Source organism: Croceibacterium segetis (genome assembly GCF_011320115.1).
In the GTDB taxonomy this organism is placed as follows: Bacteria; Pseudomonadota; Alphaproteobacteria; order Sphingomonadales; family Sphingomonadaceae; genus Croceibacterium_B; species Croceibacterium_B segetis.
In genome coordinates, this window is sequence record NZ_JAANOZ010000019.1 from 12,718 (window position 1) to 33,615 (window position 20,898).

Below are 20,898 nucleotides of genomic sequence, written 5' to 3' on the forward strand. Positions count from 1 at the left end.
AAGGGCGCCCGCTAGTTACGCAGCCCGCATTCGGTCGCCTTGGGCCGAGGCTTCGGCCTCGGCCTCGGCGAAGTCGAGAGCGTAGCGCCGCGCCAGCACCAGCTCGCCGCCGCGCGCACGGCAGAAGGTCGGGCGGACCTCCCCCGTTTCGCGGAAACCGAGCTTGCGCAGCACGCGGCCCGAGGCCGGATTGTCGACATAGTGCCCGGCGAGCACGCGCTTGTTGCCGAGCGCGCGGGCGACCTCGAGCGCCGCACGCGCGGCCTCGGTCGCGTAGCCCTGCCCCCAGTGTTCGCGGGCGATCCAGTAGCCGAGTTCGAGTTCACTATCGGCGTGCTTGAAGCCGACGGTGCCGACGATCGGCGCGCCCTTCGCGCCCGGGAGGGTGATCACGAAACGCGGGGCTCGCGCGTCGGTGGGCATCGCGCAGTACTGCTCGGCGTCGGCCGGGCGGTAAGGCCACGGTGCGCTCGACAGCATGGCGATGACGCCGGCATCGCAGATGCCGTCGTACAGCTCCCGGCTATCTTCCGGGAAAGCGGGCCGCAGGAACAGCCGTTCGCTCCGGTAGAACATCGTATCTCTCCTCGGCCCCGCGCGAGCCCATGGAGGACTCGCGTGACAGGCTTGTTGCGAGGGAGACAAAAAAGGGAGACGGGGTGGCCCATCTCCCTCGACTTGCCGGCTCTAGGAACCGACTGGGCCATCCCGGTGGATGACCCCTGTGTGATCATCCGATGTTATTCGGCGGCTTGCGCCATAATGTCGACCGACACGTACTTGCGGCCGAGCTTGCCATCGTGGAATCGCACGCGGCCGTCGGTGAGCGCAAAGAGGGTGTGGTCTTTGCCGAGGCCGACGTTGGCGCCCGGGTAGACCCGGGTGCCGCGCTGGCGCACGATGATGTTGCCGCCGACCACTTCCTGGCCGCCGAACTTCTTGACGCCAAGGCGACGGCCGGCCGAATCGCGACCGTTACGCGAGCTACCGCCTGCTTTCTTGTGTGCCATCTCGAACTACTCCGGACTTACTTCTTCGCGGCGGGCTTTTTCGCCGCCGCGGGCTTCTTGGCTGCGGGCTTCTTCGCAGCCGGCTTGTCGTCGGCCTTGGCGGCGGTGGCGGCCTTCTTGACCGGTTCCGCCTTCTGGGCCTTGGTTTCCTTGTGCGTGTCGACGCCCTTGGCGGGCTCCGACCTTTCGGCCTCGTGCGCCTTGGCGGCCTTCGCCGGCGCTTCGGCCTTCGGGGCGGCTTCCTTCTTCGGCGCCGCAGCCTTCTCGATCTTCGAATCGCCGACCTGGACGATGCGCAGCAGGGTCATCTGCTGGCGGTGCCCGGCCTTGCGGCGATAATTGTGCCGCCGGCGCTTCTTGAACACCGTGACCTTTTCGCTCTTCGCCTGGGCGATGATCTCGGCCGCGACCTTGACCTTGGCCACGTCCTTCAGCTCGCCGGCATCGCCCGCGAGAATGACATCGCCGAGATCGATCGTGTCGCCGGCGTTGCCCGCCAGCTTCTCGACCGCGATCTTGTCTCCGGCGGAAACCCGATATTGCTTGCCGCCCGTGCGCACGATTGCGAACATGGTTACACCTAATCCATTCGTTTAGACTGCCGCCTTGCCGAATACCCGGCGCGAACGACAAAAAGGGCGCCCAGCAGGGCGCCGGAAAGAGCGACGCCGTTAGGCGAAGAGGTGGTGGCTGTCAACGGGGGCCGCAAGCCATTTTCCGCCGCATGCCGCTGGAAAGGCTTGCCCGTTGGAGCTAAGCGCCGAAGCGATGTTGCGGCGCCTTCCCGTCCTGACCCTGATAGCGGCGCTGGCCGCCTGCGCCAGCGCGCAGAGCGAGTATCCGAGCCTGGCGATCCGCCCGGCCGAGCGGGCCACGGGGACGATGCAGCCGGTCCCGGTCGAACCCGTGCTCACTCCCCTGGCGCAGCCGACTCTTGACCGGGTATCGCAACTGGCCGCCGACGCCCGGGCGGCCCACCAGGCGTTCGTCGGGCAAGTCGCCGGCGCGCGCGCGGCGATCACTGGCGGACGCGGCGCAGCGGTGGGAGAGGACGCGTGGGCCCGGGCCGAAGCCGCGCTGGCGGATGTGCGCGCGGCGCGGAGCAAGACAATGGTCCCGCTGGCTGATCTCGACCGGCTTTACGTCGACGCCGCGATCTACGGCGAGGCGACCGATCGGATCGGGGCGGCGCGGGACGAAGTGGAAGGTCTGCTGACTTCTGAGGACCGGACAGTCGACGAACTGTCAGCCAACCTGCCGTAGCCAGGAAAGAGGCCTGCACGCGAAGCGGACGGGCCGCGCGTGCAGGCGAGGGATGCTCCGTCAGCGAACGAGCGCAGCGATGGTGACCGTCGCCACACCCCACAGAAAGATCAGCACGGGCATGATGAGGACCTGCACCATCGCGTCGCGGGCGCTGGTTTGGCCCGAGCCGGTGGCGATCCCCTCCATGCGGAAGCGGCCCCAGCTCTTCGCCCGCCGGCGGCTGCCTGGGGCCATCCGCACCCACACCGCCGGCACGCCGAAGGCGGCGACGATCGTCAGCACGATCACCGCGATCGGCAGGATCAGCTCGGGATTGCCGAACCCGGCCGCGGTGACCGCCATGAAGCCGAGAAACAGCGCGACGCTGAGGCCATAGAGCGCGGTCGGCAATTCGAAGCTGCGGTCGACCACGCCCGGCGGCAGCAGCGCCGCCTCGGAATGGATGATCGCCTTCTCGGCGACGAGCTGGCGAGTGACGCGTTCGGCCATCGGAAATCTCCTGTCTGTCGGGACAGGACTAGGTCGAGCGTCGTCCGGGCTGTTTGATCCAGGTCAAAATGTGGAAACTACGAAGTCCAGCGCTCCAGGTCGGCATGGTCCTCGGGCCGCGGGTCGATCCAGCGCCACTCGCCTGCGCGCCTTTCGCGCTTCCAGAACCAGGCGTCGGACTTGAGGTGATCCATCGCGAAATCGACCGCCCGGATCGCGTCGCGGCGGTGGCGCGCGGCGGCCGAGACGAGCACGATCGGCTCGCCCGGGCGCATCTCGCCGACGCGGTGGGCGATCAGGATGCCCATCAGGTCGAACCGCGCGAGCGCCTGCTCGGCGAGGTCGTCCATCCCGGCCAGGGTCAGCGGCTCGTAATGCATAAGCTCGAGCGCCTCGACATCGCCGTCGCCGCGCACTTCGCCGACGAAAGTGCAGACGCCGCCGAGGCCCGGATGGGCGTTGGTAAACGGGCCGACCAGTTGGCCGGGGTTGAACGGCTCGCTCAGCAGGCGGACGTCCTTCATCGCTCAGCCCCCGCTGACGGGCGGTAGCAGCGCAACCTCGTCGCCGTCCCTGGCCTGCAGCGCCCTCTTGTCGGCCAGCACAGCGCCGTTGACCGCCAGCTTGAGCTTGTCGCCGGCCAGCCATTCGCCGAGTTCGCCTTGCAGCGCTTCAACCAGCGCGGGCCAGTCGATCGGCGCGGCAAGCTCTCGCTCGGACGCGCCCGCGAGGTCGGCCAGCTTGCCGAGGAAGACCAGCCTGACCGCCATGCTCAGCCGCCGGTGAGCGACATGTGCCGCGGCTGGGCGGGAGCGGCGCCGCGCTCGATCTGGAAGTGGTGCCGCTCGGGCTTGATCCGCATCGCCTCGTCGAGCGCGGCGGCGACATTCGCGTCGGGCGCATCGGAACGCAGCGCGGCGCGCAAGTCGACCTGCTCGGCGCCGCCGAGGCAGGCGTAAAGCTGCCCGGTGGCCGTCACCCGCACACGGTTGCAGCCGGCGCAGAAGTTGTTGGTCAGCGGCGTGATCAGCCCGATCCGCCCGCCGGTTTCGGCGATGTCGAAATAGCGCGCCGGACCGCCCGAGCGATGGTCCGACGGCGTGAGCATCCAGCGCGCGTCGAGCACGTCCTTGACCGCGGTCAGCGGCAAGTAATGGTCGATCCGCTCACCATCGACCTCGCCGAGCGGCATGACCTCGATCAGGGTGATCTCATGGCCGTTGGCATGGGCCCATTCGACGAGGAAGGGGATCTCCTCCTCGTTGAGGCCCTTCAGCGCCACGGTGTTGAGCTTGACCTTGAGCCCGGCTTCCCTGGCCGCGGCGATCCCGCGCAGAACATCGTTCAGACGGTCGCGGCGCGAGAGCTCCTCGAACAGCGCGCCGTCCATCGTATCGAGCGACACGTTGATCCGGCGCACGCCCGCGCCCGCCAGGTCTTCGGCGAATTTCTCGAGCTGGGTGCCGTTGGTGGTGAGCGTCAGCTCTTCCAGCCCGTCGCCGAGCTTGCGGCCGATGGCGCGGACCAGCTCGATCACGTCGCGCCGCACCAGCGGCTCGCCGCCGGTCAGGCGGATCTTGGTCACGCCGCGGTCGATGAAGGCCAGCGCCAGCTTGTGCAGCTCCTCGAGGCTGAGCACGTCCTTGCGCGGCAGGAACTGCATCTGTTCGGGCATGCAGTACGAACAGCGCAAGTCGCAGCGGTCCGTCACCGACAGCCGCAGATAGCTGATCCGCCGGTTGAACGCGTCGACGAGGGGGGTGCTGCAACTCATGGGGTCATTCTGAAGGCTGGCGGGAGCAAACTCAACGCATTCCGGCTTGGTAGGTGATTCGTTCAGCTTTCACCGCGATTTGCTGGCGAAGTTTACACGAACCGGACAAGGTTGACACGGTCCAGGGACCAAAGCGCCGCTGCCCCCGAGAGCGTCGTATCGAGCAGAGTGGACACCTGTGAAACTCGTTCGGATCATGATGCCTTACCGCAAAGCAGATCGGCGCCGTGTAGGACAGCCCCAAGTTCAATCGACAACCAGCAGCTGGCCGGTAATCCCGGGAGCCTGCGCCAGCCAGTCGATCGTCGTCGCCATCGCCTGTTCGTCGCGGCCGGCGATCCCGTTGACGCGCTTGGGGGCCGCCTCGCGGGCCAGGTCCTGCACCGCGGCAAGCCGCCATCCGCGATGGTCGTAGGCAGCGGCGGAGAATACCAGCGCGAGCGCCTCGCTCGTTCCCAGCGCCTCACGAGCCTTGTCGAGCCACTCGCGGTGAAATCTGGCCGCTGCATCGAGCGCGCTTTCGGGCAGGCCCTCGATCCGCAGCACCGCCTGACCCATCAGCGCCGCTCGCGCGTCAGCGTGATGCCGATCTTCTCGTCGGCTTCCGAGAGCGCCAGCTTGACGATCTTGACGCTGACTTCCTCGACGCGCGCATCCTGCACGAAAAGCGTGTCGCACACGTGCTCGGCGACCGCCTCGATCAGCTTGAAATGCGTGTTCTCGCCCAGCGCGCCGGAGGCGGCGAACTTGAGGTCCATGTAGTTCTTGCTCGCGTCGAGTGACGTGTCCGGCTCGTAGCGCGGCTGTTCCTTCAGTTTCACGCGAATGGTGAAGCGCAGCGGCTGCGGACGGCCGGTTTCTTCCGAGTAGATCCCGGTGTGCACCAGCTGCTCGAAGTCGGCGATCTCGAGAAAGAGCGAATCGGCCATGGCTGCCCTTACTCCGGATTCGACCAGCGGGCGAAGATCGCCGTCGGAAGGAGGCGCGCCCCCTGCCCTTCCTCGCGCACGGCCAGGTCGCCGTGCTCGATCATGCCGGGCAAGTCGGCGAAATGTTCCGCAAGCAGGCCGGCGAGCGCGAGGCTGCTCATCCGCACGGCGTAGACGGTGAGGAACAGGAAGCGGCTTTCGCCATCGAGCAGCTTGCGGCAATCGGCGATCAGCGGCGGCAGGCCTTCCTCGAGGCGCCAGACCTCGCCGTCGGGACCGCGGCCGAACTTGGGCGGGTCGAGGATGATTCCGTCGTAGCGCTTCTCACGCCGCACCTCGCGCGCGGCGAACTTGGCGGCGTCGTCGACCAGCCAGCGGATCGGCCGTTCGGCCATGCCTGCCAGCGCGGCGTTCTCGCGCGCCTGCGCGACCGACTTCTTGCTCGCATCGACATGGGTGACGGGGCCGCACTCGCTGAGCGCCAGAGTGCCGACGCCGGTGTAGCCGAACAGGTTGAGCGTCTGGGCGTCGTCGCGGCCGGTGAGCTGCCCGCGCATCCACTCCCACACCGGCGCCATGTCCGGAAAGTAGCCGAGGTGCCGGAAGGGGGTGCACTGCGCGGTGAAGCGGACCTCGTTCCACGCCAGCGGCCAGCCGTCGGGCGGAACCTCGCCGGTGAACTGCCAGCGGCCCCCGCCGTCCTCGTCCGAGCCGGGGACGAACTCGCCGTCGGACTGCCACTCGGCCAGCCGGGGCGACCACAGCGCCTGGGGCTCGGGGCGGATGAAGCGATAGGGGCCGTAGCGCTCGAGCTTGCGCCCGTCGCCGCTGTCGACGAGGCCATAATCGGCCCAGCCCGCCCCTTCCATGATCACCGGTGGCTGGACCAGCTCCGCCATCAGCGGCTGGGCGCCGCGTGCTCGGCGACGTAGGCGGCGATGGCGTCGTAGTCGCCGGGCAGCTCGACATAGCGCTCGTCGCGCTCGAACAAGTCGCCGACGCGGGTGGGAAGCTGCGGACGCTGGCCGGTCGCGCGCTCGACCGCATCGGGGAACTTGGCGGGGTGCGCGGTGGCCAGCGTGACGATGGGCACGTCAGGCGGCAGGTCGGCGGCGCGGGCCGCGTGGAGACCGATCGCGGTGTGCGGGTCGATCACCTCGCCGTCGCAGGCCTCGCAGGCCCAGCGCATCGCCTGGCTCATCTGGTCGGCATCGACGCGCGCGCTGGCGAACAGGGCGGCAGCGCCCTCGCGCTGGGCGTTGGTCAGGCGCATCGCCTTCGAGGCCTCGAAGCCGCGCATCTGCTCGGCCAGCGCCAGGCCGTCGCGCCCGCCAACGTCGAACAGCAGGCGCTCGAAGTTCGAGCTGACCTGGATGTCCATCGACGGCGCCGCGGTCGGCGTGACTTTGCCGGCCGAGTAGTCGCCCGCCGACAGCGCGCGGTGGAGGATGTCGTTGACGTTGGTGGCGACGATCAGCCGCTCGATCGGCAGGCCCATCCTGGCGGCGACGTGGCCGGCGAAGACGTCGCCGAAGTTGCCGGTCGGCACGCTGAAGGCGACCTTGCGCTCCGGTCCGCCAAGCTGCAGCGCGGCGGCGAAGTAGTAGACCACTTGCGCCATCAGCCGCGCCCAGTTGATCGAGTTGACCGCGCTGATGTGGAAGCGACCGGTCATGGCCTGATCGCCGAACATCCGCTTCACCATCGCCTGGGCATCGTCGAAACTGCCGTCGATGGCGATATTGTAGACGTTGGGCGCCTTGACGGTGGTCATCTGCCGCCGCTGGACGTCGCTCACCCGGTCCTTGGGGTGGAGCATGAAGATGTCGATCCGCTCGCGCCCGGCCACCGCGTCGATCGCCGCGCTGCCGGTGTCGCCGCTGGTCGCGCCGACGATCGTCAGGCGTTCGTCGCGGCGCGAGAGGAACTCTTCGAACAGCAGCCCGAGGAGCTGGAGGGCAACGTCCTTGAACGCCAGCGTCGGGCCGTGGAACAGCTCCAGCAGCCAGTGGCGCTCGTCGAGCTGAGTCAGCGGAGTGACCGCTACGTGGGCGAAACGTCCGTAGGCCTGCTCGCACAGCTCGCGCAGCCGCTGCGGCGTAAGGCTGTCGCCGACGAACGGTTGCATCACCCGCGCGGCAAGCCCGGGGTACGAAAGCCCGCGCATCGCCGAGATCTCTTCGATAGTGAATCTTGGCCATTCGCGCGGCAGGTACAGGCCGCCATCGGCCGCCAGCCCCGCCAGCGTGGCGCCTTCGAAATCGAGCGCCGGAGCGCTGCCGCGGGTCGAGACGTACTCCATCCGGAGCGCCGGTTAGCCGTGCCGCGGGCGGCTAGCAAGCAATCGGCGCTAGGCGGGCTGGTGGTTTTCCTTCCCCTGCCCCTCCAGCTCGCGCTTCAAGCGCGAGAGCCCGGCCGCCGCGCCGGCCGCGTGCGGGCCGATCCAGCGCTCATGGATCGCCTGGATCGGCATCGCGTCGAGGTAATTGAATCGCTCGCGCCCTTTGCGCAGCGGGATCACCAGTCCCGCCTCCTCGAGTACCCTGAGATGCTGCATCACCGTGCAGCGGTCGAGCTCGGCGAAGGCGGCGCAGAGCTGCTTGGTGGTCAGCGGGCGTAGCTTGAGCGCGTCGCAGATTTCCCGCCGCACCGGGTTGGCGAGCGCCTTGAACACACGGTCCAGCTGATCGTCGGTTGACATGTTATGTTTTTATAACATATTTGGCCGCGACTCAACAGGAGATTTTCCGATGGACCTCAAGTTCCGAGTGTTCGCGTACATCTCGAAGCCGGTGCACGAGGTGTTCGAAGCGGTCGCCGATCCGGCCCAGCTGTCGCACTACTTCACCACCGGTGGCGCGAAGGGCCGGCTCGAGGAAGGTGCGACGGTGACCTGGGACTTTCACGATTTCCCCGGCGCCTTCCCGGTCTACGTGACCGAAGTCGTGCCTGACGAGCGCATCGTGCTCGAATGGAAAGCCAACGAGCAGGGCGAGAACGTGCCGGACTACCGCACGACGGTGACCATGGCCTTCAAGCCGACCGACGACGGGCGGACGATGGTCGAGATCGCCGAGGAAGGCTGGCGCGAGACGCCGACCGGCCTCAAGGCGAGCTACGGCAACTGCATGGGCTGGGCGCAGATGCTCGCGGCGCTCAAGGCCTGGGCCGAGCACGGCATCAACTTGCGCGAAGGGATGTACAGGTAGCCTAGCTCGGGTTCTCGGCGCGCCATTTCTTGTTCAGCGCGAGGACGTAGATCACCAGCGCCGTCATCGCGAACAGGAACCATTGCACGGCGTAGGACAAGTGGTTGTTCGGCAGGTCGCGCGGATCGGGCGGCGCGAGCTGCGCGAGCCCGGCTTGCGCCGGCGCGGCGACCAGGCGCACGCCCCTGTCGGAACCGGCGACGAAACCGCCCACTTCGCCGCCGCTCCATTGCGGCGGCGCCGGATCGGTCGACCAGCCGAGCGCGACATCGGCCTGACCGCCGCCCAGCAGGTTGCAGTGGGCAATGTGCGCCCATCCCGAACGCCCGTCGGCCGCGCGCCCGGCGATGGCGCCCATGCCGGTCACTTCGGCACAATCGAAATGGCTGTGGCGATAGAGCGCCTGCGGGATCTCCGCCGGCGTGGATGGCCATGGGACCTCGGAATTCATCGTCTCGGCCGCCAGGTAGCGGGCGATCAGCGCTTCCTTCCACTGCTTGCGGTGCAATTGCCACACGCCGAGGCCGATCATCGTTGCCACGACGGCGAGGACGACGACGGTCGAGACGATCGGAATCCGCCGGGTCACTTGCGCCCGGCCTCGCCGGCTTTCTGGCGGTATTCGGACCACATCAGCGCCGACTTCGACAGGCGCAGGCCCCCCATCACTCCGGCGGTCGTCAGCGGCACCCACAGCAACACGTGGACCCACCACGGCGGCTCGACCGACAATTGCAGGGTCAGCGCCAGCGCAACGACGATCGCCCCGACGATCATCGTCAGGAACGCCGCCGGCCCATCGCCGACGTTGAACTTGCTGAAATCGAGCCCGCAGGAGGCGCAAGTCGCGGCGAACTTGATCGGCCCGGTGAACAGCGTCCGCTCCCCGCAGCGCGGGCAAAGACCGAAAAGGGCAGCCTCGCCAAGCGCGGGCTGCCCTTTCGATGAGTCCGGCTCTCCGGGCACGGGCTTATTCGTAAACCGCGCCCCAGCCGCCCCAGACGTAAACCACCACGAACAGGAACAGCCACACCACGTCGACGAAGTGCCAGTACCACGCCGCCGCTTCGAAGCCGAAGTGCTGGCGCGGGGTGAAGTGGCCCTTGTAGGCGCGGATCAGGCAGACGGTGAGGAAGATCGTGCCGATGATCACGTGGAAGCCGTGGAACCCGGTCGCCATGAAGAACGCCGAGCCGTAGGTGTTCTTGCCGAAGCCGAACGGGGCGTTGGCGTATTCGTAGGCCTGGATGCTGGTAAAGGTCAGGCCGAGCAGGATCGTCAGCCACAGGCCCTTCTTCAGGCCGGCGCGGTCGCCGTGAATCAGGCAGTGGTGCGCCCAGGTCACCGTGGTGCCCGAGCACAGCAGGATCAGCGTGTTGAGCAGCGGCAGGTCGAACGGATTGATGACCTCCTCGATCGACTTCGGCGGGAAGACCCCGCCGACCGTTTCGGCCAGCACGTTGGGGAACAGCGCGAAGTCGAACCAGCTCCAGAACCAGCCGACGAAGAACATCACTTCCGAGGCAATGAACAGGATCATGCCGTAGCGCAGGTGCAGCTGCACCACCGGGGTGTGATCGCCCTGCTGCGCTTCCTTCACGACGGCCGAGAACCACGAGTAGAACGTCGCGATCAGGCCCATCACGCCGAGCCCGAGGACGATCTGCCAGTTGGCCATCGAGTGCATGAACAGCACCATTCCGCTGGTGAAAGTGAGCCCCGAGGCGGCGCCGATCAGCGGCCAGATGTTCGGCGGCAGGATGTGGTATTGATGGTTCTTGGCACCGGCCATGATGACTTGCTTCCTGGTCCTTGTTGGTCAGGCCCTTAATGGCCCCCGCGGCTTCGGTCCAGAGGGTGCTAGCCCTCTTTCTTCACCTCGTGAAACGTATAGCTCAAGGTGATCTGCTGGATGTCCCTGGTGTCGGGATCGTCGAGGATCTTCGGATCGACGTAATAGATCACCGGCATGCGCACCGACTGATGCGGCTGCAGCGTCTGCTCGGTGAAGCAGAAGCACTGGATCTTGTTGAAATATGACCCTGTCTGCTCGGGCACGACGTTGAACGTGGCGGCGCCCGTGACCGCACGGTCCGAGTTGTTCTGGGCCAGGAAGATCGCCATGTCGCGCTCGCCGATGGCCATGGTCTGGGTGACCTGGAGCGGCTTGAAGGTCCACGGCATCCCGCGCTCGACTTGCGCGTCGAAGCGCACCGAGATGGTCGGGCCGCCCGCGCTCTTGGCGAATTGCGAAGCGTCGGTTGCCTGCGATTCCGTCGCCCGCTGAGTGGTTCCGGCGAACCCCGTCACCTGGCAGAACAGGCGGTACAGCGGCACCGCGGCGAAGCCCAGTCCGAGCATCGCCAGCGCGACCAGGACCATGATCAGGCCGACGCGGCGGTTGCGATTTGCCATGGCTCAGCCCGCGATCTTGGCCCAGGTGATCGCGTAGAACAGGGCAACCAGGGCGGCGAGGACAAGCCCCAGCGCCACGTTGCGCCCGCGCCGCGCGCGCTTGAGGGCCTCTTGTTCTTCGGGGGTCATGCCGCAAGCCCTTGCCCGAGGATCAGCCGGTCCGCAACCAGCGCCGCGAACAGCGCGAACAGGTAGAGCACCGAATAGCCGAACAGCCGCTTTTCCGGCTTCATCCGGTCACCCTCGGCCGAGCGGCGCAGCGCCACGGGAATGCACAGCGCCACGAACAGCGCTGACAGGGCCACCGCGGCCACGCCGTAAATCGCGCCCACCCCGCCGATCCACCACGGCGCCAGGCTGACGGCGAACAGCACGATCGCGTAGGCGAGGATCTGCCGCCGCGTTGCCGCCTGGCCGGCCACCACCGGCAGCATCGGAATGCCGGCCTTGGCGTAATCGCTCTGCACGAACAGCGCGAGCGCCCAGAAATGCGGCGGGGTCCACATGAAGATGATCGCAAACAGCAGCACCGGCATCCACGTGATGTGCCCGGTCACCGCGACCCACCCGATCAGCGGCGGGAACGCCCCGGCGCCGCCGCCGATGACGATGTTCTGCGGCGTGCGCGGCTTGAGCCAGATGGTGTAGACCACCGCGTAGTAGAGGATCGAGATCGCCAGAATGATCGCGGCCAGCCAGTTCACCGCCAGGCCCATGATCAGCACCGAGGCGACCGAAAGCGCGATTCCGAAATCGCGGGCGTTGGTGCGCTCCATTCGGCCACCCGGCAACGGCCGCTTGGCGGTGCGTTTCATCCGCGCGTCGAGGTCGGCTTCCCACCACTGGTTGAGCGCCCCCGCCCCGCCGGCGCCCAGCGCGATGCACAGCACCGCGGTGAAGCCGAGCACCGGGTTGATGTGCCCCGGCGCGGCGAGCAGGCCGCACAGCCCGGTGAACACGACCAGGCTCATCACCCGCGGCTTCGTCAGCGCGAAATAGTCGCGCCATTCGGACGGGAGCGTGGTGGAGGCAGCGGCGGTCGGCATGGCAAGTACGGTCATGGGTCCAATCATGGAAAAGGGCGCACCGTTCCCGGCGCGCCCCGATCCTTATCAGCCTTTGCGAGGCGTAGCGATCAATGCGCGCCGGCGGTCGAGGCGTCGCCGATGGCGTTGTGGTGCGAGTGATGCTCCTCGATCACCGGCAGCGTTTCGAACTGGTGGAACGGCGGCGGGCTCGACAGCGACCATTCGAGCGTGGTCGCGCCTTCGCCCCAGTAGTTGCCCGCGGCCTTCTTGCCGGCGGTGAACGCGTAGACCAGGTTCACGAAGAAGATCACCATCCCGGTGGCCATGATCAGGTAGCCGTAGGACGAGACCTCGTTCCAGAACTTGAACGCCGGCGCGTAATCCGGATAGCGGCGCGGCATGCCGTTCATCCCGAGGAAGTGCTGCGGGAAGAAGACCACGTTCACGCCGATGAAGAACACCCAGAAGTGCAGGTGCGCGAGAAACTCGCTGTGCATCCGCCCGCTCATCTTCGGGAACCAGTAATAGAAGCCGGCGAACAGCGAGAACACCGCGCCGAGCGACAGCACGTAATGGAAGTGCGCGACGACGTAGTAAGTGTCCTGCAGATTGTCGTCGATGCCGCCGTTGGCGAGCACCACGCCGGTCACGCCGCCGACGGTGAACAGGAAGATGAAACCGAGCGCCCAGACCAGCGGGCTCTTGAACTCGAGGCTGCCGCCCCACATCGTCGCGATCCAGCTGAAGATCTTGATGCCGGTCGGCACCGCGATGACCATCGTCGCCGCAGTGAAGTACATCTTGGTGTTTACCGACATGCCGGTGGTGTACATGTGGTGCGCCCAGACCACGAAGCCGACCACGCCGATCGCGACCATCGCGTAAGCCATGCCGAGATAGCCGAACACCGGCTTGCGGCTGAACGTGGCGACGATCTGGCTGATCATCCCGAAGCCCGGGATGATCATGATGTAAACCTCTGGGTGGCCGAAGAACCAGAACAGGTGCTGGTAGAGCACCGGGTCGCCGCCGCCCGACTGGTCGAAGAACGTGGTCCCGAAGTTGCGGTCGGTGATCAGCATGGTGATCGCCGCGGCCAGCACCGGCAGCGCCAGCAGCAGCAGGAACGCGGTGACCAGCACCGACCACACGAACAGCGGCATCTTGTGCAGCGTCATGCCCGGCGCGCGCATGTTGAAGATCGTGGTGATGAAGTTGATCGAGCTCATGATCGAGCCCGCGCCGGCAAGGTGCAGCGAGAAGATCGCGAAGTCGACCGCCGGCCCTGGCGATCCGGTCGTGGATAGCGGCGCGTAGACCGTCCAGCCGACGCCCGCTCCGTGCGCCGTTCCGCCGGGCATGAACACCGAGGTCATCAGCGAGGTGAAACCCGCCACGGTCAGCCAGAAGGCGACGTTGTTCATCCGCGGGAAGGCCATGTCCGGCGCGCCGATCATCAGCGGCACGAACCAGTTGGCGAAGCCGCCCATCGTCGCCGGCATGACCACGAAGAAGACCATGATCAGGCCGTGCGCCGTGATCAGCACGTTCCAGGTATGCAGCGCCTGGTCCATGTCGGTATTGCCGTTCAGCCACAGCGAAATCTGGCCGAGGATCTGGATGCCCGGCTGGGCCAGTTCCCAGCGCATCAGGCCCGAGATCGCCCCGCCGATGATCCCGGCGAAGATCGAGAACACCAGGTACAGTGTGCCGATGTCCTTGTGGTTCGTCGACATGAACCAGCGGGCGAAGAAGCCCGGCTTGTGATCGGCGTCGTGATGATGTTCTTCGGCGTGAGCCTGGAAGGTGTCGGCGGTGGTGGCCATGGCTTAACTAACCTTGCTTGGTATCTCGTGGGCCGCTCAGGCGGCGGGACCGGCGGCGGGCGATGCGGGCGTCTCAGGGCCGGGCGCCTGGCCGGCGGCGGGCGCGCCCGGTGCTGCGGAGGCTGCGGGCTGTTTCTCAGTGGCCGGCAGCGCCGCCTTGGCGCCTTTCACCGTGCCGCCCTGCGAGGCGATCCAGGCGTTGAACTTGTCCATCGGCACGGCTTCGACGGCGATCGGCATGTAGCCGTGGCGCGCGCCGCACAGTTCCGAGCACTGGCCGTAGTAGATGCCGGGCTCTTCGATGAACAAGGTCTTCTCGTTGATCCGGCCGGGCACGGCGTCGAGCTTGAACCACAGGCTCGGCACGGCGAAGGCATGGATCACGTCGGCGCCGGTGGTCTGCAGCCGGATCGGCACGCCGACCGGAAGCACCATGCGGTTGTCCGCCGCGAGCTGCGGCGGCTCGCCGCGCTTCACCGCCTCTTCGTCGGGCAGCATGTGCGAGATAACTTCGAAGCCGCCGTTGTCGGGATAGCTGTAGCCCCAGTACCACTGGTAACCGGTGGCCTTGACGGTCAGCGCGTCCTTCGGCGGGCTCTTGTACTGGCGCGAGAGCAGCGTGATCGAGGGCACCGCGATGACCACCAGGATCAGCACCGGTATCACCGTCCAGATGATCTCGATCAGCGTGTTGTGGCTGGTCTTCGACGGCACCGGGTTGCGGCGGCGGTTGTATCGCACGGTGACCCACAGCAGCAGGGCCAGCACGAACAGGCTGATCACGGTGATGATCGGGATCAGCAAGACCTGGTGGAAACGGTAAGCGAACCGCCCGGTCGGCGAGTACTGCTTCTGGAAATCGATCGCCCCGGGAGTCGGCGCACCCTTGATCCATTCAGGACCGAGCGGCGTATAGGCCGAGGCGGCCGGTGCGGCCGGTGCGGCCGATGTGTCGGCGGCCTTCGCGGGCGGCGCGGCAGGACTGGCAGCGCTCGCGGCAACTTGCGGCGTGGCTTGCGCGACCGCCGCTTGCGGGGCCGCGAAAAGGGCCAGGGCTGCGAAGAAAAATACCAGGAAACTCAACCGCTTGCGGGCGATGTCGCCGAAATTCATCTGGTGCACGCTTTCGTTCCGTAAGCTTGGCGCGCGAATGCGCGAGAGGCCCGAGCGGGCCGGTTTCGCCGGGCCTATACGCCCGCTTGCCCCATGCCTCAAGCGCTTCTAGGGAGATTTTTCGACAGGCCCGTTGACGCAGCGGGGGCCGCCAATTCTGGGGATTTGTCAAACCACCATGACCGACGACGAGGTCCTCGCAGAGTTCCGCGCCAGCCATGCGCTGCTCGAAGGGCATTTCAAGCTCTCCAGCGGCCGTCACAGCGCGCACTATCTGCAATGCGCCCGGGTGCTGATGAACGCGGAGCGCGCCGGAAAGCTGGCGCGCGCGCTGTGCCAGAAGATCCCGCGCGAGATTCGCAGCCAGGTGGAGAAAGTCGTCTCGCCGGCGATGGGCGGGGTCATCATCGGCCACGAGATGGGCCGCACGCTCGAGGTCGACGCGGTGTTTCTCGAGCGGCCGAGCGGCACGTTCGAGCTGCGCCGGGGCTTCGATGTCAAGGAAGGCGAGAAGGTCCTGCTGGTTGAGGACGTGGTCACCACCGGCCTCTCCAGCGGGGAGGCGATCAAGGCCGTGCGCAAGGCCGGGGGCGAAGTTCTCGCCGCTGCCGCGCTGGTCGACCGGTCAGCCGGCGAAGCCGACTTCGACGTGCCGTTCTTCGCGCTCGTCGAGATAAACTTCCCGACGTACGCCCCCGGCGAAGTGCCGCCCGAGCTCGCCGCGATACCGCTCGAGAAGCCGGGGAGCCGGAAGGGTTGACCGGAAGGCTCCGTCTCGGCGTCAACATCGACCACGTCGCGACAATCAGGAACGCGCGGGGCGGCGATCATCCCGATCCGGTCCGCGCCGCCGAGATCGTCGCCCGTTGCGGCGGCGACGGGATCACTGCCCATTTGCGGGAGGACCGGCGGCACATCCGCGACGACGACCTCAGGCGCATCCAGGAAGCGACCGACCTGCCCCTCAACCTCGAGATGGCGGCGACCGAGGAGATGCTGGCGATCGCCCTCGCCCACCGCCCGCACGCCGCCTGCATCGTCCCCGAGAAGCGCGAGGAAGTGACCACCGAAGGTGGGCTCGACGCCGCCGGCCAGCACAACCGCCTGCAGCCGATCGTCTCCCGGCTGGCCGACGCCGGCATCCGCGTGAGCCTGTTCATCGAGGCGAGCGAGCGCCAGCTCGAGGCGGCGCTGCGGCTCGGCGCCCCGGTGGTCGAGTTCCACACCGGCGAATATGCCCACGCGACCGGTGAGCAAATCCCGGTCGAGCTCAAGCGCATCGCCGACATGGCCGCGCTCGCCGCCAAGAACGGCATCGAGCCCCACGCCGGCCATGGGCTGACATACGAGAACGTCCAGCCGATCGCCGCGATACCGCAACTCGCCGAGCTCAACATCGGCCACTACCTGATCGGCGAGGCGATCTTCGTCGGGCTCGAGCCGGCGGTGACGCGGATGCGCGAGTTGATGGACCTGGCACGCTAGGCGATTGCAATGATCATCGGCCTCGGCTCCGACCTGTGCAACATCGAGCGGATCGAGGCCGCGCTTGCGCGCCACGGGAATCGCTTCGAGCAGCGCTGCTTCACCGAGATCGAGCGGGCCAAGGCGGCGCGGCGGCCGTTCACCCGCGCGGGCACCTACGCCAAGCGCTTTGCCGCCAAGGAAGCCTTCTCCAAGGCGGTCGGCACCGGGTTCTACCGCGGCGTCTACATGAAGGACATCGGGGTGGTGAACGCGCCTTCGGGCGCGCCGACGCTGGAACTGACCGGCGGGGCCGCCAAGCGGCTTGCGGAAATGGTCCCGGACGGCCATGAGGCCGTCATTCATCTCACCCTCACCGACGACCATCCATGGGCCCAGGCTTTCGTGGTCATCGAGGCCCGCCGGCTGTGAAATCCGAAAGTCCCGAACGCGCAATGGACGACCAAGCTCCCCCACCGAAGACCGACGATACGAAAGCGGAAGCCAAGAAGATCGACTGGGTCCGAGAGATCCGCGGCCTGGCGCTGATGCTGCTGGCGGTGCTGGCGTTCCACACATTCGTCGCCAAGCCGTTCTACATCCCCTCAGGCTCGATGGAGCCGAACCTGCTGGTCGGCGACCGGCTGGTGGTCAGCAAGTATCCCTACGGCTGGAGCTGGGTTTCGGCGAGCTTTCACATCCTGCCGCGCAGCCACTGGCGGGTCGCCCCCAAGACGCCCGAGTACGGCGACATCGTCATCGTCGTCCCGCCCGACAAGAACGAGGACTACATAAAGCGCGTCATCGGCTTGCCCGGCGATACCATTGCGGTGGTCGGCGGGCAGGTCATCCTCAACGGCAAACCGGTGCCGAGGGAGATCGAGCCTCCGGTGCAGATCCCCGAGGATTCGCAGATCTGCGACGGCCGTCCATGCCTGTCCGAGTTCAACATCTACCGCACGGTTCTGCCGAGCGGCAAAGTGACCTACCAGCCGCCGACCTACCGCGAGACGCTGCCGAACGGCGCGAGCTATCTGGTGCTCGACGACGGCAACAGTCCCGGGGACAATTACGGCCCGGTCACCGTCCCCGACGGCGATGTGTTCCTGATGGGCGACAATCGCGACCATTCGGCCGACAGCCGTTTCCCGTCCGGACCCGGCTTCGACGGCCTGGGTGGGCCGGTACCGATCGCCAACGTCGGCGGACGGGCGGAGTTCATCACGTTCTCGCTCGACGGCTCGACCGGATGGAACCCGCTGAGCTGGTGGAAATCCTTGCGCCCCGGCCGTGCCTGGACCAGTCTGCGCCCCGAAATCAGGGGAAAGGGTAAGCCCGGATGAGCAAGGCCGTCGACGAGGCCGAACCCAAGGTCGGCTCCAGTCCGACGCACATCGCCAACCCTGAGCTACGCAAGGAAGCCAAGCGCGCGGCCGTGTGGGCCGCGGTGATCGGCATCGCGGTGCTGGCGGTCTACATATCGCAGGCTCTGCTGGTGATCTTCGGGGCGATGGTCTTCGCGGCCATGCTCGACGGTGGAGCGCGGCTCCTCGGCCGGGTCATGCCGGTCGGGCGCGGTTGGCGGCTCGCGCTGGTGATTGCGCTGATGCTCGCTTTCATCGTCTGGCTGTTCTGGTTCGCCGGTTCGCAGATCTCGCAGCAGGCGGCGCAACTGCCGGCGCTCGTCGCCGAGCAGCTGAGCCGCCTCATCGCTTGGCTGCAATCCAAGGGTTTCGCCGCCAGCCAGGACGATGTCAGCCGGCTTTTCGGCACCTTCGCCAGCGGCGTCGGCATCGTCACCCGGGCCATCGGCGGAATTCTCGGCGCGGGCGCGACACTGCTGCTGGTAGTGACGATCGGGCTCTATCTCGCATTCGAGCCACGGCTTTACGAGCGCGGCCTCGCCTGGATGTTGCCGCAAAGCTCGCGCGGTGAATTCTACATCACGGCCGAGCGAATGGCCTTCACCTTGCGCCGGCTGATGGCCGGACGGCTGGTGGGCATGGCGTTCGAGGGCGTGTTCACATTCCTGATGCTGTTCTTCTACGGGGTGCCGATGGCGGCTCTGCTGGGGATCATCACGGGGCTACTCGCCTTCATCCCCAACATCGGCGCGATCGTCTCGGGCATCCTGATGGTGCTGGTCGGCTTTTCCGGGGGCACAGAGATGGGGCTCTATACGATCTTCGTCTACGTCGTGGTGCAGAATGTCGATGGCAACATCGTCGTACCTCTGATCGCGCGGCGAACGGTCGACCTCGCCCCTGCGCTGGTGCTGGCGTTCCAGCTGATCATGGGCATCCTGTTCGGCATCCTCGGCCTGTTCCTGGCCGATCCGTTGCTGGCATTGACCAAGCTCTGGCTGACGCGCCGGGCGGAAATCGCCGACCTCAAGCGCGATGGCGCGTAAGTTCCTATACTTCATCGTCGTCTGCGTGCTTCTCGTGTTCGCCGCGCTGCTGGCGATGCGGCTGTGGCCGGCCGCGCTCAGCCGCCTCGCGTTTGCTCCGACCGGGCATTTCCAGGCGCAGGCGCCGCTCGCCGGCAACGCCTATCAGGACCCGGGAATGTGGTTCGCCCGGCCGGGCCTCGGCAGCGATCCGACGCGCTGGCAGCCGCCGGGGACGCAAGGCGCCGCCGCCCCGCCGCCCGGCGATGTGCCGCCGTTCGCGGTGTTCTTCGTCCACCCGACGAGCTATCTCGAGCGCAGCCACTGGAATGCCCCGCTCGATGACAAGCCCTCCCAGGACCGGGCGCGCCTCTTCCTCAAGGGCCTCGCCAGCCCGTTCGGCCAGGCGAGCGAGATCTGGGCGCCGCGCTACCGCCAGGCAGCGGTCGGCGCGTTCCTGACCCATTCGCCCGAGGCCCGCGAGGCGCTCGATCTCGCCTACCAGGACGTCTCGCAGGCCTTCGACGAGTTCCTTGCCCATATCGGCCCCGACACCCCGGTCGTGCTCGCCGGGCACAGCCAGGGCGCGCTGCTGGTCGACGAGCTGCTGAGGAAGCGGATCGCCGGGACGCCGCTGCAGGGCCGTATCGCCCTCGCCTATCCGATCGGCTGGCCGATCTCGGCCGAACACGACCTGCCCGCGCTGGGCCTGCCCGCTTGCGCCACCCCGGAGCAGGCCGGCTGCCTGGTCACCTGGTCGAGCTTCGCCGAGCCGGCCGATCCCGGAATGCTGCTCGAATGGTACCAGCACTCGGCGGGTTACGACGGCCGGCCGCGGGGCGGCCGGGGCGTGCTGTGCGTCAATCCGCTGACCGGGACGATCGGCGGCGCGGCGCCCGCCTCGGCGAATCTCGGCACGCTGGTGCCGAGCGCCGATCTGTCGAGCGGTGAACTCCTCCCCGGGGCGGTCGCGGCGCGCTGCGGCAAGCGCGGCCTGCTGCTGATCGCCAACCCGCCGGAGCTCGGCCCCTACGTGCTGCCGGGCAACAACTACCACGTCTACGACATCCCGCTGTTCTGGGAGAACTTGCGGCTCGACGTAGCGCGCAGGATGCGGACATGGTCGACGCAGCACCGCTGATCGCCGAGAGCGCCGCCGAGCTGCGCGCAACTTTGCCCGAAGGCGGCGTGCTGCTCGGGCTCGACCTCGGCACCAAGACCATCGGCACCGCGCTGAGCGACGCCGGCTGGCGCTTCGCCACCGCCGGCAAGACCCTGCCGCGCGGCAAATTCTCGCGCGACCTGGAAGCGCTGCGGGCGCTCGCGCAGGAACGCCATGTCGCCGGCATCGTCATCGGGCTACCGCTCAACATGGATGGCAGCGAGGGACCGCGCGCGCAATCGGCCCGCGCCTACGCCCGCAACCTCGCCTCGCTCGCCCTGCCGGTCTTGCTGTGGGACGAACGCTGGTCGACTGCGAGCGCCGAACGCGACCTGATCGCGCAGGATGTGAGCCGGGCCAAGCGCGCCGAGCGGATCGACAGCCACGCCGCGGCGGTGATCCTGCAAGCCGCACTCGACGCGCTGGCCGGCGGCATGTTCTAGCCGACCGCTTCGAGCGCCCCGCGCCGCCGCTTCGCCTCCATGGCGACCAACCGGCTGCCTGCCCCCTCGGCTCGGCGCCACAGCTCGTCCCGCGCAGCGGGTTCGAGCACTCCCGCCTGGGCGTCGAGCGCGGTCAGGCGCATGCGGTCGCTCGGGTGCCGGCGGGCGAAGACCTCGGCGAGGTCTATCGCTTCATCCCCGCCGAGCCCCACGGCGATGCGCATGAAGACCTCGCTGGCCCCTGCGGCGAGCACGCCGGCGATCTCGCCCCGCTCAAGGTCGAACCGGTACTGGTCGAGCCAGCCTTGCGCGCCGCCGGCGCCCGCTTTGCGACGCCCGATCGACGCGCAAGGCGGCAATCGCAGGATCGACCCGCATCGC

General features: G+C 67.5%; 30 protein-coding genes. 9 read left to right on the forward strand and 21 right to left on the reverse strand.

What is annotated here, in order from left to right; all coding sequences use genetic code 11:
- Nucleotides 1-15 precede the first annotated feature (15 nt).
- From G7B69_RS15150 to rplU, 3 genes are all read right to left on the reverse strand, one after another.
- A complete protein-coding gene (locus G7B69_RS15150) occupies nt 16-576 on the reverse strand; it encodes a GNAT family N-acetyltransferase (protein ID WP_166180809.1) in 561 nt (186 codons plus the stop codon).
- A 164-nt stretch (nt 577-740) separates the two neighbouring features.
- Nucleotides 741-1,010 carry a 50S ribosomal protein L27 gene (rpmA, locus tag G7B69_RS15155; protein ID WP_166180811.1) on the reverse strand — a complete coding sequence of 90 codons (270 nt, stop codon included), beginning with the start codon at nt 1,008-1,010 and terminating at the stop codon, nt 741-743.
- A gap of 17 nt (nt 1,011-1,027) precedes the next feature.
- A complete protein-coding gene (rplU, locus tag G7B69_RS15160) occupies nt 1,028-1,582 on the reverse strand; it encodes a 50S ribosomal protein L21 (protein ID WP_166180813.1) in 555 nt (184 codons plus the stop codon).
- Nucleotides 1,583-1,778: 196 nt separating this feature from the next.
- On the opposite strand from rplU, the gene G7B69_RS15165 reads away from it, so the two are divergent.
- On the forward strand, nt 1,779-2,273 hold the full coding sequence (locus G7B69_RS15165; RefSeq protein ID WP_166180815.1) for a hypothetical protein: 495 nt from the start codon (nt 1,779-1,781) through the stop codon (nt 2,271-2,273).
- 60 nt (nt 2,274-2,333) lie between these two features.
- Here G7B69_RS15165 and G7B69_RS15170 read toward each other — a convergent pair whose 3' ends face one another.
- From G7B69_RS15170 to G7B69_RS15210, 9 genes are all read right to left on the reverse strand, one after another.
- Nucleotides 2,334-2,765 carry a hypothetical protein gene (locus G7B69_RS15170; protein ID WP_166180817.1) on the reverse strand — a complete coding sequence of 144 codons (432 nt, stop codon included), beginning with the start codon at nt 2,763-2,765 and terminating at the stop codon, nt 2,334-2,336.
- A 77-nt stretch (nt 2,766-2,842) separates the two neighbouring features.
- Nucleotides 2,843-3,289, reverse strand: coding sequence for a molybdenum cofactor biosynthesis protein MoaE (locus tag G7B69_RS15175; RefSeq protein WP_166180819.1), 447 nt, complete (start codon nt 3,287-3,289; stop codon nt 2,843-2,845).
- A 3-nt stretch (nt 3,290-3,292) separates the two neighbouring features.
- Nucleotides 3,293-3,535, reverse strand: a complete 243-nt coding sequence (locus G7B69_RS15180; RefSeq protein ID WP_166180821.1) for a MoaD/ThiS family protein — start codon at nt 3,533-3,535, stop codon at nt 3,293-3,295.
- Between the two features lie 2 nt (nt 3,536-3,537).
- Nucleotides 3,538-4,539, reverse strand: a complete 1,002-nt coding sequence (gene moaA, locus G7B69_RS15185; RefSeq protein ID WP_166180823.1) for a GTP 3',8-cyclase MoaA — start codon at nt 4,537-4,539, stop codon at nt 3,538-3,540.
- Nucleotides 4,540-4,785: 246 nt separating this feature from the next.
- On the reverse strand, nt 4,786-5,097 hold the full coding sequence (locus tag G7B69_RS15190; protein WP_166180825.1) for a Rossmann fold domain-containing protein: 312 nt from the start codon (nt 5,095-5,097) through the stop codon (nt 4,786-4,788).
- Nucleotides 5,097-5,468, reverse strand: coding sequence for a dihydroneopterin aldolase (locus tag G7B69_RS15195; RefSeq protein WP_166180827.1), 372 nt, complete (start codon nt 5,466-5,468; stop codon nt 5,097-5,099). Before G7B69_RS15195 ends, G7B69_RS15190 begins: the two co-directional genes overlap by 1 nt.
- An 8-nt stretch (nt 5,469-5,476) precedes the next feature.
- The gene (locus G7B69_RS15200; RefSeq protein ID WP_166180829.1) at nt 5,477-6,367 is read right to left on the reverse strand and encodes a class I SAM-dependent methyltransferase; all 891 of its coding nucleotides are present in this window, start codon (nt 6,365-6,367) and stop codon (nt 5,477-5,479) included.
- Nucleotides 6,367-7,770, reverse strand: a complete 1,404-nt coding sequence (gene thrC / locus G7B69_RS15205) for a threonine synthase (RefSeq protein ID WP_166180832.1) — start codon at nt 7,768-7,770, stop codon at nt 6,367-6,369. The genes G7B69_RS15200 and thrC overlap by 1 nt, the downstream gene beginning before the upstream one ends.
- A gap of 48 nt (nt 7,771-7,818) precedes the next feature.
- The gene (locus tag G7B69_RS15210; RefSeq protein ID WP_166180834.1) at nt 7,819-8,169 is read right to left on the reverse strand and encodes an ArsR/SmtB family transcription factor; all 351 of its coding nucleotides are present in this window, start codon (nt 8,167-8,169) and stop codon (nt 7,819-7,821) included.
- Between the two features lie 49 nt (nt 8,170-8,218).
- Between G7B69_RS15210 and G7B69_RS15215 the strand changes: the two genes are divergently transcribed.
- The gene (locus G7B69_RS15215) at nt 8,219-8,677 is read left to right on the forward strand and encodes an SRPBCC family protein (protein WP_166180836.1); all 459 of its coding nucleotides are present in this window, start codon (nt 8,219-8,221) and stop codon (nt 8,675-8,677) included.
- A 1-nt stretch (nt 8,678) separates the two neighbouring features.
- Here the strand turns inward: G7B69_RS15215 and G7B69_RS15220 are convergent, their stop codons facing one another.
- From G7B69_RS15220 to coxB, 8 genes are all read right to left on the reverse strand, one after another.
- Entirely contained in the window at nt 8,679-9,266 is a 588-nt protein-coding gene (locus G7B69_RS15220) for an SURF1 family cytochrome oxidase biogenesis protein (RefSeq protein ID WP_243415214.1), read from the reverse strand.
- Nucleotides 9,263-9,643: a DUF983 domain-containing protein gene (locus G7B69_RS15225; protein WP_166180838.1), complete on the reverse strand. Its 381-nt coding sequence runs from the start codon at nt 9,641-9,643 to the stop codon at nt 9,263-9,265. Before G7B69_RS15225 ends, G7B69_RS15220 begins: the two co-directional genes overlap by 4 nt.
- A gap of 4 nt (nt 9,644-9,647) precedes the next feature.
- Nucleotides 9,648-10,469, reverse strand: a complete 822-nt coding sequence (locus G7B69_RS15230; RefSeq protein WP_166180840.1) for a cytochrome c oxidase subunit 3 — start codon at nt 10,467-10,469, stop codon at nt 9,648-9,650.
- A 68-nt stretch (nt 10,470-10,537) separates the two neighbouring features.
- A complete protein-coding gene (locus G7B69_RS15235; protein ID WP_166180842.1) occupies nt 10,538-11,092 on the reverse strand; it encodes a cytochrome c oxidase assembly protein in 555 nt (184 codons plus the stop codon).
- Between the two features lie 3 nt (nt 11,093-11,095).
- Nucleotides 11,096-11,221, reverse strand: a complete 126-nt coding sequence (locus G7B69_RS16965) for a hypothetical protein (protein WP_279323175.1) — start codon at nt 11,219-11,221, stop codon at nt 11,096-11,098.
- Entirely contained in the window at nt 11,218-12,153 is a 936-nt protein-coding gene (locus G7B69_RS15240) for a heme o synthase (RefSeq protein WP_243415215.1), read from the reverse strand. The genes G7B69_RS16965 and G7B69_RS15240 overlap by 4 nt, the downstream gene beginning before the upstream one ends.
- Before the next feature lie 74 nt (nt 12,154-12,227).
- Nucleotides 12,228-13,946 carry a cytochrome c oxidase subunit I gene (gene ctaD, locus G7B69_RS15245; protein WP_166180844.1) on the reverse strand — a complete coding sequence of 573 codons (1,719 nt, stop codon included), beginning with the start codon at nt 13,944-13,946 and terminating at the stop codon, nt 12,228-12,230.
- A gap of 36 nt (nt 13,947-13,982) precedes the next feature.
- Nucleotides 13,983-15,059 (reverse strand): cytochrome c oxidase subunit II, encoded by a 1,077-nt coding sequence (gene coxB, locus G7B69_RS15250; RefSeq protein ID WP_166180884.1) that lies wholly within the window; start codon nt 15,057-15,059, stop codon nt 13,983-13,985.
- 178 nt (nt 15,060-15,237) lie between these two features.
- On the opposite strand from coxB, the gene pyrE reads away from it, so the two are divergent.
- Genes pyrE through ruvX form a run of 7 tightly spaced genes read left to right on the forward strand, consistent with a single transcriptional unit; the run spans nt 15,238 to nt 20,517 of the window.
- Entirely contained in the window at nt 15,238-15,819 is a 582-nt protein-coding gene (gene pyrE / locus G7B69_RS15255) for an orotate phosphoribosyltransferase (protein WP_166180846.1), read from the forward strand.
- Complete coding sequence (locus G7B69_RS15260) at nt 15,816-16,544, forward strand: pyridoxine 5'-phosphate synthase (protein WP_166180848.1); 729 nt, start codon at nt 15,816-15,818, stop codon at nt 16,542-16,544. Before pyrE ends, G7B69_RS15260 begins: the two co-directional genes overlap by 4 nt.
- A 9-nt stretch (nt 16,545-16,553) precedes the next feature.
- Nucleotides 16,554-16,955: a holo-ACP synthase gene (gene acpS, locus G7B69_RS15265; protein ID WP_166180850.1), complete on the forward strand. Its 402-nt coding sequence runs from the start codon at nt 16,554-16,556 to the stop codon at nt 16,953-16,955.
- A gap of 23 nt (nt 16,956-16,978) precedes the next feature.
- Nucleotides 16,979-17,866, forward strand: coding sequence for a signal peptidase I (lepB, locus tag G7B69_RS15270; RefSeq protein WP_166180852.1), 888 nt, complete (start codon nt 16,979-16,981; stop codon nt 17,864-17,866).
- Complete coding sequence (locus G7B69_RS15275; RefSeq protein ID WP_166180854.1) at nt 17,863-18,933, forward strand: AI-2E family transporter; 1,071 nt, start codon at nt 17,863-17,865, stop codon at nt 18,931-18,933. Before lepB ends, G7B69_RS15275 begins: the two co-directional genes overlap by 4 nt.
- On the forward strand, nt 18,923-20,053 hold the full coding sequence (locus G7B69_RS15280; protein ID WP_166180856.1) for a DUF3089 domain-containing protein: 1,131 nt from the start codon (nt 18,923-18,925) through the stop codon (nt 20,051-20,053). Before G7B69_RS15275 ends, G7B69_RS15280 begins: the two co-directional genes overlap by 11 nt.
- Nucleotides 20,032-20,517, forward strand: coding sequence for a Holliday junction resolvase RuvX (gene ruvX, locus G7B69_RS15285; protein WP_166180858.1), 486 nt, complete (start codon nt 20,032-20,034; stop codon nt 20,515-20,517). Before G7B69_RS15280 ends, ruvX begins: the two co-directional genes overlap by 22 nt.
- Here ruvX and G7B69_RS15290 read toward each other — a convergent pair.
- On the reverse strand, nt 20,514-20,876 hold the full coding sequence (locus tag G7B69_RS15290) for a hypothetical protein (RefSeq protein ID WP_166180860.1): 363 nt from the start codon (nt 20,874-20,876) through the stop codon (nt 20,514-20,516). The genes ruvX and G7B69_RS15290 overlap by 4 nt on opposite strands.
- Nucleotides 20,877-20,898 lie beyond the last annotated feature (22 nt).